We start from the raw sequence: 14144 nt of genomic DNA, 5'->3' as shown, positions 1-14144 counted from the left end.
ACCCCCACCCGAGTTGATCAAGAGGTTTACGTCAGGATCGCGCTGGCGGGTGACGTAAACCTCTTGATCACCGAGGTCAGGCGGGGGTGGTGGGGGTGGGGTTTGGGGTGGGTTAGTTGCGGCGGAGGACGGCCAGGAACATGGCGTCGGTGCCGTGGCGGTGGGGCCAGAGTTGGACGGTGGGGCCGTCGCCCAGGCCGGGCATGCCGGACGGGAGCAGGGTACGGGCGTCCACGAAGTCCGCCGGCACCCCGGCGCGACGGGCGGCCTCGGTGACCGTCACGTGCGTCTCCACGGTGTGCGGGGAACAGGTCACGTAGGCGACCAGACCACCCGGGCGGGTCGCCCGCAGCGCGGCGGCGAGCAGCTCCCGCTGCAACCGGGTCAACGGAGGCAGGTCCGACGGCTGCCGCCGCCAGCGCGACTCCGGCCGACGACGCAGCGAACCCAACCCGGTGCACGGGGCGTCGACCAGCACCCGGTCGAAGTGCCCCTCCGGCAGTTTCGGGTCCGCCCCGACGGTGCGCCCGTCGGTGTGCAGCACGTTCACCGGCAACCCCCGGGTGGCCTGTTCGACCAGCCGGGCCCGGTGCTCGGACACCTCGACCGCGGTCACCCGGGCGCCCCGCTGCGCGGCGAGCGCACCGAGCAGCCCGGCCTTGCCGCCGGGGCCGGCGCACAGATCCAGCCAGCGCCCGTCGGGGCCGTCCAGCGGGCCCGCCGCCAGCGCGTTCGCCACCAACTGGGAACCCTCGTCCTGCACGTGGGCCCGACCGTCGGCCAGCGCCGGCAGGTCACCGGGGGCCCCACCGGCCAGGTAGACCGCGTACGGGGAGAACGCGCCCGGAGCGCCGCCGACCTCGTCGGCCAGCTCGACCGGGTCGGCCCGGCCGGGACGGGCACACAGGTGCACCGGCGGGCGCTCGTTGTCCTCGATCAGCAGCCGGGTGACCTCACCCAGGTCACCGTCGAGGGCGTCGGCGAAGGCCCGCACGATCCACTGCGGGTGGCTGTAGGTCACGGCCAGGTGGCCGATCGGGTCGGCCGTCGGGGACGGAGCGAGCTTGGTCACCCAGGCGTCGAGGTCCTGGCCGGCCACCTCGCGCAGCACCGCGTTGGCGAACCCGGTGGCCCCCTCCCCCACGGTGCGGACCAGGTCGACCGTGGACGACACGGCGGCGTGCGCCGGTACCCGGGTGTGCAGCAGCTGGTAGGCCCCGAGCCGCAGCGCGTCACGCACCGGCGGGTCGATCCGCTCGACGTCCCGGCCGGCCGCGGCGGTGAGGATGGTGTCCAGGGTGCCGAGCTGACGCAGCGTGCCGTAGGTCAGCTCGGTGGCGAAGGCGGCGTCCCGACCGGTCAGTCCCTGCTCGCGCAGGATCACCGGCAACACCAGGTTGGCGTACGCGTCGTCGCGGTGCACCGCCGCGACCGCCTGGTACGCCGCGTACCGGGGCAGGTCCACGGCCGGGCGGACCGGGCGGCCCGGCCGCCCGCCCCGCGTGTCGTCCCGGCCACCCCAGCCGCCGGTACGGGCGGTGCGGTCCCCCCGGAAGCCGCCACTCGGCCGATCAGGTCGCCGGTCGTCGCCGCGTTGCTCACGTCGCCCGCCGTCGACAGGGCGCTCGGGTCGTTGCGTCGGCCCGGTCACGCGAGTTCCTCCCCGGCACCGGCCCGCACGCCGCGCGCCCAGTCGGCCGCCGGCATCGCCCGCTTGCCGGCTGCGCGCACCTCACCGAGTTGAACGGGTACGGTCGCCGTGCCGGCCAGCACGCGGGACTTCTCCACCAGCAGTTCTCCAGGCTTCAGTTCGGGGCCGTTGCCGACCGGGGTGACCGGGCCGAGCTTGACCCGCTCGCCCCGGAAGGTCGTCCACGGGCCGGGGGCCGGGGTGCAGGCGCGGATCCGACGGTCCACCGCGAAGGCGGGGTCGGTCCAGCGCACCCGGGCGTCGTCCACGGTCAGTTTCGGGGCCAGCGACACCCCGTCGGCGGGCTGCGGTTCGGCCCGGGCGGTGCCCGCCTCGATCGCGTCCAGGACGGCCACCAGCAGCCCGGCGCCGGAGTGGGCGAGCCGCTCCAGCAGGTCGCCGGAGGTGTCGGTGGGGCGGATCTCGTCGGTGAGGGTGCCGTAGACCGGGCCGGTGTCCAGCCCCTGTTCCAGCTGGAAGACGCTGGCCCCGGTCAGCTCGTCGCCGTGCAGCACCGCGTGCTGCACGGGTGCCGCGCCCCGCCACGCGGGCAGCAGTGAGAAGTGCAGGTTGATCCAGCCGAACCGGGGGATCTCCAGCGCCGCCGGGGGCACCAGCGCGCCGTACGCGACGACCGGCACGCAGTCGGGTGCCAGCGCGCCGAGCCGGTCGAGGAACTCGGGCTCCCGGGGCCGGGCGGGGGTGAGCACCTCGACGCCGTGCTCGTCGGCCCAGGCGCCGACGGGTGAGCGGAGCACCCCCCGGCCCCGTCCGGCGGGGGCGTCGGGGCGGGTCACCACGGCCACCAGGTCGTGCCCGGAGGCGTGCACGGCGGCCAGGGCGGGGACGGCGACCGCCGGGGTGCCGGCGAAGATCAGACGCATCGGCGGGTCACCGGCCCAGACCGAAGGGGCCACCGGCGGCGTGCGGGCTGACCTTGACGGTGGGTGGGGCGGCGTCGTCGTACCAGTCGGCCTGGCGGATCGCCTTCATCGCCTCCTTGCGCCCGGCGGGGTCCAACCGGTCGAGGAAGAGCACCCCGTCGAGGTGGTCGGTCTCGTGCTGGACACAGCGCGCCATCAGCCCGGTGCCGACGATCTGCAACGGGTCGCCGTAGCCGTTGTAGCCCTTGGCGACGACGTTCTGCCGGCGCTTGGTGTCGAAGTAGAGCCCGGGGATGGACAGACAGCCCTCCGGGCCGTCCTGCTCCTCGGTGTCGGGGAACTCCAGCACCGGGTTGACCAGGTGGCCGAGCACGTCGTCCACCTCGAAGGTGAAGACCCGCAGGCCCACCCCGAGCTGGGGGGCGGCCAGCCCGGCGCCGCCACGGTCACGCATCGTGTCGGTGAGGTCGGCGATGAGCCTACGCAGCTCGACGTCGAAGTCGACGACCGGATCGGCCGGCGTGCGCAGCACCGGGTCCCCGAACAGACGGATGGGCTGGACGGTCACGCGGGGTGGCTCCTTCGTTGGACGGCGTGGTGCCGTACCAGTCTACGGAGTGCCGAGGTGGTGTCGGCCGGCGTACCGCGACGGGTCGGGATGGTGCCGCTGACGCCGGCGTCAGGCGTTGGCGCCCGGTTCGCCGGCCAGCACCGCGTGGTCGCCGAGCAGGGCGTGCGCGGGCAGCGGGAGCCGGGTGCCGTGGGCGGCCTCCCAGTCGTGCACGAGGCTCGGGCGCACGTGGGCGGCGAAGTAGTCGACGGCGCTGGTCTGCCCGACGACCGGCTCGTCCACCTCGGCGACCAGTTGCGCCGGCACCAGGGAGAACCCGTTGCGCAGGGCGGCGCTGAGCCGGCGGTGCCCGTCGACGACGAAGAAGTACTCACCGGTGAAGCCGATCCGCAGCGGTTCGAGCGCCTCGTCGCCGGCCGCCGCCAGCCCGCCGACGAACTCGGACCCGTCGAGCCCGCGCAGGGTGGCGACGTCCTCGGTCGGGTAGACCCGGGCCGGGTCCAGCAGCAGCAGCGGCGGGGCGTCACGCAGCACGTCGGCACCGAGGCGGCCCTCGTACACGTCGACGATGTGGGTGATGACCTCCTCGGCGGAGGCGCGGGTCGTGTCGCAGACCAGGTCGTAGTTGCGCAGCCGGGCCTTGTCGACGCCGTAACGCAGGATGAACCGGTTGCGCTCGCTCTCGCTGCGTTCGCGCAGCTTGGCCTCCGCCTCGTCCAGCGAGGTGTAGCTCTCCGCCGGGCCGGAGGGGCGCAGCAGCACCCGGCGGGCCGCCTCGGCCGGCTCGGTGATCATGTGCACCTTGAGCGCGTGGGTGAAGAAGTGCCAGGCCAGCCGGGAGTCCATCACCAGCGACTCGCCGGAGGCGGCGATGTCGCGTTGGAGCTGGTCGACGTAGCCGTCGACGGCCTGGTCCAGCTCGGCGTGCAGGTTGAGCTGGAGGGCGGTCATCTGCCGCTCCTGCGCCATCTGCCGGTAGAGGTCACCGACGCTGACCCGGCGCAGGCCCAACCGCTGGGCGATCTCGACGGAGACGGTGCTCTTGCCGCTGCCGAGGTCACCGTTGAAGACGATCGACTGACGAACGGTCACGACTGACCCACCCCTGCTCACCGGCTGCTTGACTTCATCGATCCGGCGTCGGCCCGACGCGTTTGCGCCTTCGTCGCGCCATCGTGCGCCCGGGTATGACGGGCGATGCTATCACGCGGCCCATCGCCTCCCGCCGCACGCGGTGTGCGACGGACGACTGGCCAGGTGCACTCCGAAGCTGACTGGTGACTCAGAAAAGGCTGAGCGGGTCGACCTGGAGGCGGACCGGGTCGGCGGCCCGGCGGGCGCTGCGTACTCCGGCGGCGGTGTGCAGCGCCTCGGCCAGCGCGGCGGCCCGGGACCGGGGCACCCGGACCAGCATCCGCTCCCGGTCCTGATCGGCCGGGACCGGGCCGAGCACCTCCGCCCCGTCGGGCAGCCGGGCCTGCGCCAGCAGGTCGGCCACCGCCTCCGCGCCGCCGGTGACGCTGGCCATCTTCACCGCCGGGGGGAAACCCAGCTCCCGACGCTCGGCCAGCTCCCGGGCGGCGAACCAGCCCGGGTCCCACCGCAGCAACGCCTGCACCGGGGCGAGCGCGCCGTCGGCGACCACCACCACCTTGCCACCGGCCGGGGCGGGCCGGGCCAGGGCGGCGGCGGACAGCCACCGGCGCAGCGTCTCCTCGCCGGCCCGCAGATCGGCCCGGGTGAGCAGGGCCCAGGAGTCCAGCAGCAGGACCGCGCCGTACCCACCCTCGGCCACCGGCTCGGCGCCGGGGGTGGCGACGACCAGGCTCGCGCCGGCCGGGACGTCGGTCAGCACCTCGTCGCGGCCCGAGGTGCGCACCGGCACCCCGGGAAAGGCCCGGCCCAGCTCCTCGGCGGTCCGCCGGGCCCCGGTGACCGCCGCCCGCAGCCGCCGCCCCCGCACTGCGGGCAGGCGTACGCGGCGGCGACCCGGCCGCACCACCGGCAGGCCGGCGGGGCGTCGGCGGCGCGCAACGCCAGCGGACCGGCGCAGTGCGGGCAGCGCGCCGGGGTCCGGCAGTCGGCGCAGGAGACCGACGGCAGGTAGCCCCGGCGGGGCACCTGGACCAGCACCGGCGCGTCCGCGCGCAGGGTGTCCCGGGCGGTGGTCCAGGCCAGGCTGGGCAGCCGGGCCGTCGCCGCGCCCGGGTCGCGGGCCAGCTGCGGGTCGTCCCCGGTCGGGGCGATCGCCGGGGTACGCGCCCGCAGGGTCGCCCGGTCCGCCACCACCTCACGGGCCCACCCGGTCTCCACCAGCAGCTGCCCCTCGGCGGTCCGGGTCCAGCCACCGACCAGAGCGGCGGCCTCGCCGAGCCGGGCCCGGGTGAGCAGCACCTCCCGGGCATGCGGGTAGGGGGCGCGCGGCTCGGCGTGCAGGTCGTCGCCGTCGTCCCAGATCGCCACCAGACCCAGCCGGTCGACGGGGGCGAACATGGCGGCCCGGGTGCCGATCACCACCGGCACGTCGCCCCGCCGGACGGCCAGGAAGGCCCGGTAGCGGCGGGCCGGGCCGAGCGCGGCGGAGAGGGTCACGTGCCGCCCCGGGCCGAGCAGCGCGGTCAACGCCGCGTCGAGCCGGTCGAGGTCCCGGGCGTCGGCGACCACCACCAGGGCACCCCGGCCACCGGCGAGGGTGGCGGCGACCGCGTCGGCGTACCGGGCCGCCCAGTCCTCCCCGGCCAGCGCCGACCACACGGCCCGGGGGCCCGCCCGTCGGCGAGCGCCGTCAGGTAGGCCGGGCCGGCCGGGTAGTCCCGCCACCCGCGCGGGTCGGGTACCGCCCGCCGCCGCGCCGCCGGGCCGCCGCCCGGAACGGGAACTGTCGGATCGGCGACTGTCGGATCGGAGACAGGCGGCTCGGGGGCGGTGTGGGGTTCCTTCTCGACCCGGGCGTGCCGGGGCGGCACGGCCAGCCGGAGCACGTCGGCGAGGTTGCCGGCGTACCGGTCGGCGACCGCCCGGGCCAGCCGGGCCACCTCGGCGGCCAGCACCGGCTCCGCGGAGACCACCTTCTCCAGGTAGGCCAACCTGCCGCCGTGCGCCGAGGCGTCGACCCGCTCCAGCAGCCACCCGTCGACCAGCTGACCGGCGAAGCGCACCTTGACCCGCACCCCGGGGACCGCGTCGGCGGCCAGGCCGGCGGGGACCAGATAGTCGAAGGGCCGGTCGAGGTGCGGCAGCGGGACGTCCACGCAAACCCGCGCGACCGGCGACCCGTCCGCGGGTCGCCGGTCGCTGGGCGTGGTGCCGGTCAGGCGCCCGCTACCGACTTCAGGTCGGCGGCCCGGTCGGTGCTCTCCCAGCTCAGCTCCGGCAGCTCCCGGCCGAAGTGGCCGTAGGCGGCGGTCTGCCGGTAGATCGGGCGGAGCAGGTTGAGGTCCCGGATGATGGCGGCCGGCCGCAGGTCGAAGACCTCACCGACCGCCTTCTCGATCGCGGCCACCGGCACCGTCTCGGTGCCGAAGGTCTCGATGAAGAGGCTGACCGGGTGGGCCTTGCCGATCGCGTACGCGACCTGCGCCTCACAGCGCTCGGCCAGGCCGGCGGCGACGACGTTCTTGGCCACCCAACGCATCGCGTACGCGGCCGAGCGGTCCACCTTGGACGGGTCCTTGCCGGAGAACGCGCCACCACCGTGCCGGGCGTACCCGCCGTAGGTGTCGACGATGATCTTCCGACCGGTCAGGCCGGCGTCACCCATCGGGCCACCGATCTCGAACCGGCCGGTCGGGTTGACCAGCAGCCGGTAGCCCTCGGTGTCCAGGCCCAGGTTCTGCAGCTCCGGGGCGATGACGTGGTCGCGCACGTCCGGGGTGAGCAGCGAGTCCAGCGAGATGTCGGCGGCGTGCTGGCTGGACACCACGACGGTGTTCAGCCGGACCGGACGCAGCCCCTCGTACTCGATGGTGACCTGGGTCTTGCCGTCCGGCCGCAGGTAGGGGATGGTCCCGTCCTTGCGCACCGCGGACAGCCGCTGGGCCAGCCGGTGTGCCAGCGCGATCGGCAGGGGCATCAGCTCCGGCGTCTCGGAGCAGGCGAAGCCGAACATCATGCCCTGGTCGCCGGCGCCCTGCGCGTCCAGCGCGCTTTCCGAGGCCCCGGTGCGCAGCTCAAAGGCGTTGTCGACGCCCTGCGCGATGTCGGGCGACTGGGCGCCGATGGAGACGCTGACGCCGCAGGAGGCGCCGTCGAAGCCCTTCTTCGACGAGTCGTAGCCGATACCGAGGATCGTCTCGCGGACGATGGTCGGGATGTCGGCGTAGGCCTTGGTGGTCACCTCACCGGCGACGTGGACCTGACCGGTGGTGATCAGGGTCTCGACCGCCACCCGGCTGTGCGGGTCCTGGGTCAGCAGGGCGTCGAGGATCCCGTCGCTGATCTGGTCGGCGATCTTGTCCGGGTGGCCTTCCGTGACCGATTCGGACGTGAAGAGGCGGCGTGTCACGGCACTCCTAAGCTCTTTAGATAATCGTTGCGCAGCAGTCTAGTCACCCTCACGTACCGCTCACGACCCGGCGAGTCGGCATCCACCGTTCAGGACCGGGCGGGCCACCGGGCGAGCACGAGGTCCCAGACGCGGTCGGCCAGATCCTCCTTGGCCTGCTCAGGCAGGCGGTGCACGGCGCCGTCGGCACCGATCACGGTGGCCGCGTTGGTCTCGGCCCCGAAGACCTTGTCGACGCCGACCTCGTTGACGACGACGAGGTCGGCGCGTTTGCGGGCGAGTTTGGCCCGGCCGTTGGCCTCGGCGTCACCGGTCTCGGCGGCGAACACCACCAGCACCTGCTCCGGACGACGGGTTCGACCCAGCTCCGCGGCGATGTCCGGGTTGGTGACGAGGGCGATGGTCGGCGTACTGCCGTCGTCCGACTTCTTGATCTTGCCGGGTGCGTACGTCGCCGGGCGGAAGTCGGCCGGCGCCGCCGCCATCACCACCGCGTCGGCGTCGACGGCGGCGGTCAGCGTCGCCGTGCGCAACTCCTCGGTGGTGCCCACCCGGACCAGGTCGACCCCGGCCGGATCGGGCAGGGCGACGTTGGCGGCGATCAGGGTGACCCGGGCGCCCCGGGCGACGGCCGCGCGGGCGAAGGCGTACCCCTGCTTGCCGGAGGAACGGTTGCCGAGGAAGCGGACCGGGTCGAGGGGCTCCCGGGTGCCGCCGGCGGTGACCACCAGGTGTCGACCGGCCAGGTCGGCGGGGGCGTCGACGCCCCGGGCGAGGGCCCGGCGGGCGACCGCGAAGATCTCGGCCGGGTCGGGCAGCCGGCCCTTGCCGCTGTCCGCCCCGGTGAGCCGGCCCACGGCGGGCTCGATCACCCGCACCCCCCGGGACCGCAGGGTGGCCACGTTGGCGACGGTGGCCGGGTGTTCCCACATCTCGGTGTGCATCGCCGGGGCGAGCACCACCGGGCAGCGGGCGGTGAGCAGGGTGTTGGTGAGCAGGTCGTCGGCGAGGCCGTGGGCGGCCCGGGCGAGCAGGTCCGCCGTGGCCGGCGCGACCACCACCAGGTCGGCCCGCTGGCCGAGCCGGACGTGCGGGACCTCGTGCACCTCGGCCCAGACGTCGTCGGCGACCGGCTGGCCGGACAGCGCCGCCCAGGTCGGCGCCCCGACGAAGCGGAGCGCCGACGCGGTCGGCACGACCCGGACCCGGTGACCCGACTCCGTGAAGAGCCGCAGCAGCTCACACGCCTTGTAGGCGGCGATGCCACCGCCGACTCCGAGCACGATCTCGGCGGACATCGGGGGTACGGGGGTTACGGCTGGTCGGTCGGCTCGGCGGTGAGCAGGCCCGCGTTGATCTCGCGCATGGCGATGGAGAGCGGCTTCTCCTGCGGGGTGGTCTCCACGAGCGGGCCGACGTACTCGAGCAGGCCCTCACCGAGCTGGCTGTAGTAGGCGTTGACCTGACGCGCACGCTTGGCAGCGAAGATCACCAGCGCGTACTTCGAGGTGGTCTTCTCGAGCAGCTCGTCGATCGGCGGGTTGGTGATGCCCTCGGGGTTGGCGATGGATCCCACGAAATACCTCTGCGTCTGAAAGGTGTCCGCGCGGACGCGGCTGGTCGCTCGCCGCGCGGACGCGGCTGGTCGCTCGACCGCGGCTGGTCACTCGAACACTGCTGGTCGCTCGAACACGGTCTGCGGTCGGACGGGAGCCAGATTAGGACGAACCGAGCAAGCTTACCAGCTCAGCGGCAGCACGCTCGGTGTGGTCGTGGTGGACGGTGCGCTCGACGAGGGCCGCCAGGGCCGGGTCCGCGCGGTGTCCGGGCGGGAGCAGCAGCACCAGCCGGGCCGATGGCAGGGCTTCGGTCACCACGAGCGCCCCGGGCGGGTCCAACGGGAGCAGCACCGGCCACCCCCGGGTCAGTCGGTCGATCAGCGGGGCACGCGGGGTGCCCCGCCGGTACGGCCCGGCCCGGGACCACTCCAGCAATTCGCCCGCGGCGATCATCCGATCGAACTCGGCCGGCTCCCGGAAGAGCCGGTCGACGCCGTCGGACTCGCCGGGGCGACGTGCCCGGGTGGTCACCGGGACCGGCACCCACACGGCGGGAGAACGTGCCCGGACCGCTCCGACCACACCGCCCCGACCGGCACCCGAAGGTCCGGTCAGGACGGTGAGCCGCGCCGCCGGGCACGCCTCGTCAACCGTGCTCACCGCTTGTTTCTACCTGCTGCGGCGATCAGTTGGCGGCGAACTCTCCAAGCAGCGCCTTACGCTGCTGCTCGCCCAGACCACGCAGACGGCGGCTGTCGGCGATCTTGAGCTTCTCCATGATCTGGGTGGCCCGGATCTTTCCGATACCCGGCATCGCCTGCAGCACGGCCGACACCTTGAGCTTGCCGACGACGTCGTCGGACTCGGCTCGCGCAAGGACGGCGGCCAGGGTGGTCTTGCCCTGCTTGAGCTGCTCCTTCAGCTCAGCACGGGCCTTGCGGATCTCCGCGGCCTTTTCCAGCGCGGCAGCGCGCTGCTCGGGGGTCAGTGACGGGAGCGGCACCAGTTCTCCTCAGGTCCCTATCGCGACGGGCGGAACGCACCGTCGCTCTGTGAAACGTGGTGTCGCTGAAAACCAAAGGGGTCCGTGGTTCCCAGCGCGGGGAAAACTAGCGTTCGGCGGAGCTTTCGGCAACGTGGACGCGCGATGATCAACGTAAAGTGACCGAGCCGTCAGTCAGTGTCGGGCAGCCAGGATGTGCCGGCAGTCGGCCACCGCCCGGTCCGCGGCGGCCCGCAACGCGTCGGCGTCCGGGCCCGCGTTGAGCACCTCCCGGGAGTACGACGGCAGCACTGCGGACAGGTTCGAACCGAACACGGTGGGTAGGTCGGCGGCCGTCGCACCCTGGGCGCCGAGCCCCGGCGCGAGCAGTGGGCCATTGACCCGGGACAGGTCGTGACCGGTGTCGCCGATGGTCGCGCCGACCACCAACCCGATGCTGCCGAGCGGTTCCGCACCCCTGTTGAGCTGCGAAATCTCATCGATAACAAGCTGCGCGACCGTCCGCCCACCGGCCGTGACGGCACGCTGCACCTGAGCCCCCTCGGGGTTGGAGGTGAGCGCTAACACGAACACTCCGCCACCGTGCGCGACGGCCGACTCGAACATCGGGGCCAGCGAACCTACTCCCAGGTAGGGGCTCGCGGTGACCGCGTCGACATACAGCGGGCTGGATGGATCAAGGTACGCGGAGGCGTACGCGGCGACGGTCGAACCGATGTCGCCACGCTTGACGTCGAGGAGAACGAGCGCGCCAGCTTCGCGCAACTGTCGGATAGTTGACTCAAGAATCGCCACTCCGCGGCTCCCGAATCGCTCGAAGAAGGCCGACTGAGGCTTGATCACCGCAACCCGGTCACCGAGCGCTTCCGCGACGGTCCGGGCGAACCGCTCCAAGCCGTCGACGTCGTCCGGCAGCCCCCAGCGGGCCAGCAGCCCGGGATGCGGGTCGATGCCCACGCACAGCGGCCCACGCTCCGCCACCGCCCGGTGCAATCGAAATCCGAAGGTCTCCATCGATGCTCCTCTCGTCTGCTCCTGCGTTCACCGCGAGCGGCGGTCGCCACCGCGGCGTCGGCCCCGGGCGGCCGGTCAGCCGGCCGCCACCGCAGCGGTCATCCCGGCCGCGATCCGGGCCACGTCGTCCTCCCCGGTCACATACGGCGGCATGGCGTAGACCAGGTCGCGGAAGGGGCGCAGCCACACGCCCCGGGCCACCGCAGCGGCCGTCGCCGCCGCCACGTCCACCTCGTGGTCCAACTGCACCACGCCGATCGCACCCAACACCCGCACGTCCACCACCCCTGGCGTCCCGCGCAACGGCTCCAGGCCGGCCCGCAGCCCCGCACCCACCCGGGCGACCCCGGCGACCCAGTCACCGGCCCGCAACAGCCCCAGGGAGGCGTTGGCGACCGCACACGCCAACGGGTTGCCCATGAACGTCGGGCCGTGTGCCAACACCCCGTCGGCGGAGATCCCCCAGGCCACCTCCGGCGTGCACAGCGCCGCCGCGAGGGTCAGGTAGCCCCCGGTGAGCGCCTTGCCCACGCAGAGCACGTCCGGGGTCACCCCGGCGTGGTCGGCGGCGAACATCCGCCCGGTCCGGCCGAACCCGGTGGCGATCTCGTCGAAGATCAGCAGCACCCCGTGCGCCCGGGTCACCTCGCGCAACACCCGCAGGTACCCCGGGTGGTGGAAGCGCATCCCGCCGGCCCCCTGCACCACCGGCTCGACGATCACCGCGGCCAACTCGTCGGCGTGCCGGGCGACCGCGTCGGTCAGCGCCGTCACGTACGCCGGGTCGGGCGGGTCGGCGAAGCCACCGGGCGGCCTCGGTGCGAAGACCTGCCGGGGCAGCACGTCGCCCCACAGGTGGTGCATCCCGCCCTCGGGGTCGCACACACTCATCGGGTGGAAGGTGTCCCCGTGATAACCGCCCCGCCAGGTGGCCAGCCGACGGCGCTGCGGCCGGCCGGTGGCCCGCTGGTACTGCAGGCACATCTTGATCGCCACCTCGACCGACACCGAGCCCGAGTCGGCCAGGAAGACGTGTTCCAGGCCGTCCGGGGCCAACTCGACGAGCGTCTCGGCCAGCCGGACCGCCGGCTCGTGGGTGAGCCCGCCGAACATCACGTGACTCATCCGGCCGAGCTGGTCGGTGACCGCCGCGTCCAGCACCGGATGCCGGTAACCGTGGATCGCCGCCCACCACGACGACATCCCGTCGACCAGTTCCCGGCCGTCGGCCAGCCGCAGCCGGACACCCTCGGCGCTGTGCACCACATAGGGCGGGTGAGCCGGCGGCAGCGCCGCGTACGGGTGCCAGACACGGGCCCGGTCGACGGCCAGGATCTGCTCGGGCGTCACGCGCGTTCCTCCGTACCCTCGTCAGCCGCCGCACCACCGGCGGCCTGCGCTGCTCTGCTGCCCTGACGGCGACGGCGGCGGGTCTGGACCTGCCGCACGGTGGCCCCGACGGCCACGCCCCGCCCCGGCTGCGCGGCGACAGGGACAGCGACGCCCCCGGACCGCCGCAGGGCTGCGGCGGCGGCGACCCGCGCGGGTGTCACGCGCCGCGCCCGTGGCGGTGCGCGGCGGCCCGGCCGGGGTCGGATCGGCTCCCGGGCGGCACCACGGCGGGCACGACCGGATACACCGGACGCGCCCGCCGGATCACCGGCCGCTCACCGCCGGATCACCCGTCGGCATCCCGGACCCGGTCGAGACGCGGGCGGCGGCCCGGACCAGAGCCGGGCCCCGGTAGATGAAACCGGTGTAGAGCTGGACCAGACTGGCACCGGCGTCGAACATCCGGGCCGCGTCGTCCGGGTCGAGAATGCCACCGACGCCGATCACCGGGAGCCGACCGCCGGTCTCCCGGTGGACGAAGGCGACCATCTCCCGGGCCCGTCCGGTCAGCGGACGACCGGACAGGCCGCCGGCCTGCGCGCCACGTTCCGCGTCGGCGGGGGCGAGACCGGCCCGGCCCAGGGTGGTGTTGGTGGCGATCACGCCGGCCGCACCCCGGGCCAGGCAGACCTCCAACAGCTCGGCCACGGCCGGCTCGGTGAGGTCCGGGGCGATCTTCACCAGGACGGGCTTCTCCCCCACCAGGGCGGTCAGCAGGGCATCCAGGTGTGCCTTGTCCTGCAACGACCGCAAACCCGGGGTGTTCGGGGAGGAGACGTTGACCGCGAAGTAGTCACCGTGCCCCCGCAACGCCCGGTAGGAGGCGAGGTAGTCCTCGACCGCCTCGTCCAGCGGGGTCACCTTGGACTTGCCGAGCGAAATGCCCAGCGGCACCCCGAGCGGGCGGGGCAGCGCGGCCAGCCGGTCGGCCAGAGCCTGCGCGCCGGCGTTGTTGAAGCCCATCCGGTTGATCACCGCCGCGCTGTCGGGCAGCCGGAACAGCCGGGGCCGGGGATTGCCCGGCTGGGCGTGCGCGGTGACCGTGCCCACCTCGACGAAGCCGAACCCCAGCGCCGGCCAGGCCGGCAGGGCCACCCCGTTCTTGTCCATCCCCGCCGCCAGGCCCACCGGGTTGGGGAACTCCACCCCGAACACCGTCCGGGGCGCCCGGTGCAGGTTGCGGGCCCGCAGCAGGGCCAGCGCCGCCGGCCGCCGCGACAGGGTCGCCAACCGCCGCAACGTCCACTCGTGCGCCGCCTCGGCGTCCCCGCCCCCGATCCGGAACAGCGCCCTCCGGACCCCCTTCTCGAACATCACCACGCCCCGGCCCCCCAACCGACACTCCCCCGGCCGGCACCCTCGTCGGTGACGCCCCCTCGGCCGGAGCCCTCATGGGTGACGCCCTCGTCGGTGACGCCCTCGTCGGTGATCAAGAGGTTTGCGTCACCACAACCGCCGTCCGGTGACCGAAACCTCTTGATCACCGGCCTGAGCGGGGAGCGCGGACCGAGCGGGGAGCGCGGACCG

The 14144-nt window shown here is 74.0% G+C and carries 12 protein-coding genes and 1 pseudogene; all 13 read right to left on the bottom strand.

Features of this window, described 5'->3' with window-relative positions; all coding sequences use genetic code 11:
• Positions 1-112: 112 nt before the first annotated feature.
• On the bottom strand, positions 113-1651 hold the full coding sequence (locus ACQP2H_RS11015; RefSeq protein ID WP_308291084.1) for an RsmB/NOP family class I SAM-dependent RNA methyltransferase: 1539 nt from the start codon (positions 1649-1651) through the stop codon (positions 113-115).
• Positions 1648-2574 (bottom strand): methionyl-tRNA formyltransferase, encoded by a 927-nt coding sequence (gene fmt, locus ACQP2H_RS11010; RefSeq protein WP_357535824.1) that lies wholly within the window; start codon positions 2572-2574, stop codon positions 1648-1650. Before fmt ends, ACQP2H_RS11015 begins: the two co-directional genes overlap by 4 nt.
• A gap of 7 nt (positions 2575-2581) precedes the next feature.
• Positions 2582-3142 (bottom strand): peptide deformylase, encoded by a 561-nt coding sequence (def, locus tag ACQP2H_RS11005; protein ID WP_208570169.1) that lies wholly within the window; start codon positions 3140-3142, stop codon positions 2582-2584.
• A 111-nt stretch (positions 3143-3253) separates the two neighbouring features.
• Positions 3254-4237 (bottom strand): AAA family ATPase, encoded by a 984-nt coding sequence (locus ACQP2H_RS11000; RefSeq protein ID WP_208570168.1) that lies wholly within the window; start codon positions 4235-4237, stop codon positions 3254-3256.
• A 190-nt stretch (positions 4238-4427) separates the two neighbouring features.
• Positions 4428-6396, bottom strand: a pseudogene (locus tag ACQP2H_RS10995) (primosomal protein N').
• A gap of 59 nt (positions 6397-6455) precedes the next feature.
• The gene (metK, locus tag ACQP2H_RS10990) at positions 6456-7649 is read right to left on the bottom strand and encodes a methionine adenosyltransferase (RefSeq protein ID WP_208570167.1); all 1194 of its coding nucleotides are present in this window, start codon (positions 7647-7649) and stop codon (positions 6456-6458) included.
• Positions 7650-7738: 89 nt separating this feature from the next.
• Complete coding sequence (gene coaBC, locus ACQP2H_RS10985; protein WP_357535829.1) at positions 7739-8947, bottom strand: bifunctional phosphopantothenoylcysteine decarboxylase/phosphopantothenate--cysteine ligase CoaBC; 1209 nt, start codon at positions 8945-8947, stop codon at positions 7739-7741.
• Positions 8948-8961: 14 nt separating this feature from the next.
• A complete protein-coding gene (gene rpoZ / locus ACQP2H_RS10980) occupies positions 8962-9225 on the bottom strand; it encodes a DNA-directed RNA polymerase subunit omega (RefSeq protein ID WP_007075826.1) in 264 nt (87 codons plus the stop codon).
• A 142-nt stretch (positions 9226-9367) separates the two neighbouring features.
• Positions 9368-9868, bottom strand: coding sequence for a guanylate kinase (locus tag ACQP2H_RS10975; protein WP_208570165.1), 501 nt, complete (start codon positions 9866-9868; stop codon positions 9368-9370).
• A gap of 25 nt (positions 9869-9893) precedes the next feature.
• Positions 9894-10211, bottom strand: coding sequence for an integration host factor, actinobacterial type (gene mihF, locus ACQP2H_RS10970; RefSeq protein ID WP_067309448.1), 318 nt, complete (start codon positions 10209-10211; stop codon positions 9894-9896).
• A gap of 174 nt (positions 10212-10385) precedes the next feature.
• Positions 10386-11225, bottom strand: coding sequence for an orotidine-5'-phosphate decarboxylase (pyrF, locus tag ACQP2H_RS10965; RefSeq protein WP_219469730.1), 840 nt, complete (start codon positions 11223-11225; stop codon positions 10386-10388).
• Positions 11226-11300: 75 nt separating this feature from the next.
• Positions 11301-12575 carry an adenosylmethionine--8-amino-7-oxononanoate transaminase gene (locus ACQP2H_RS10960; protein ID WP_433232501.1) on the bottom strand — a complete coding sequence of 425 codons (1275 nt, stop codon included), beginning with the start codon at positions 12573-12575 and terminating at the stop codon, positions 11301-11303.
• Positions 12576-12881: 306 nt separating this feature from the next.
• Positions 12882-13934 carry a quinone-dependent dihydroorotate dehydrogenase gene (locus tag ACQP2H_RS10955; RefSeq protein ID WP_219470873.1) on the bottom strand — a complete coding sequence of 351 codons (1053 nt, stop codon included), beginning with the start codon at positions 13932-13934 and terminating at the stop codon, positions 12882-12884.
• Between the last annotated feature and the right edge of the window lie 210 nt (positions 13935-14144).

Source organism: Micromonospora sp. CA-248260, assembly GCF_050942205.1.
Taxonomy (GTDB): Bacteria; Actinomycetota; Actinomycetes; order Mycobacteriales; family Micromonosporaceae; genus Micromonospora; species Micromonospora antibiotica.
Note: the sequence above shows the minus strand (reverse complement) of the source record. Positions and strands in the feature narration are given on the sequence as shown.

Excerpts from the sequence above, each read along its gene's own strand:
- fmt (WP_357535824.1), bottom strand. The coding sequence starts at position 2,574 with ATGCGTCTGATCTTCGCCGGCACCCCGGCGGTCGCCGTCCCCGCCCTG.
- coaBC (WP_357535829.1), bottom strand. The coding sequence starts at position 8,947 with ATGTCCGCCGAGATCGTGCTCGGAGTCGGCGGTGGCATCGCCGCCTAC.
- pyrF (WP_219469730.1), bottom strand. The coding sequence starts at position 11,225 with ATGGAGACCTTCGGATTTCGATTGCACCGGGCGGTGGCGGAGCGTGGG.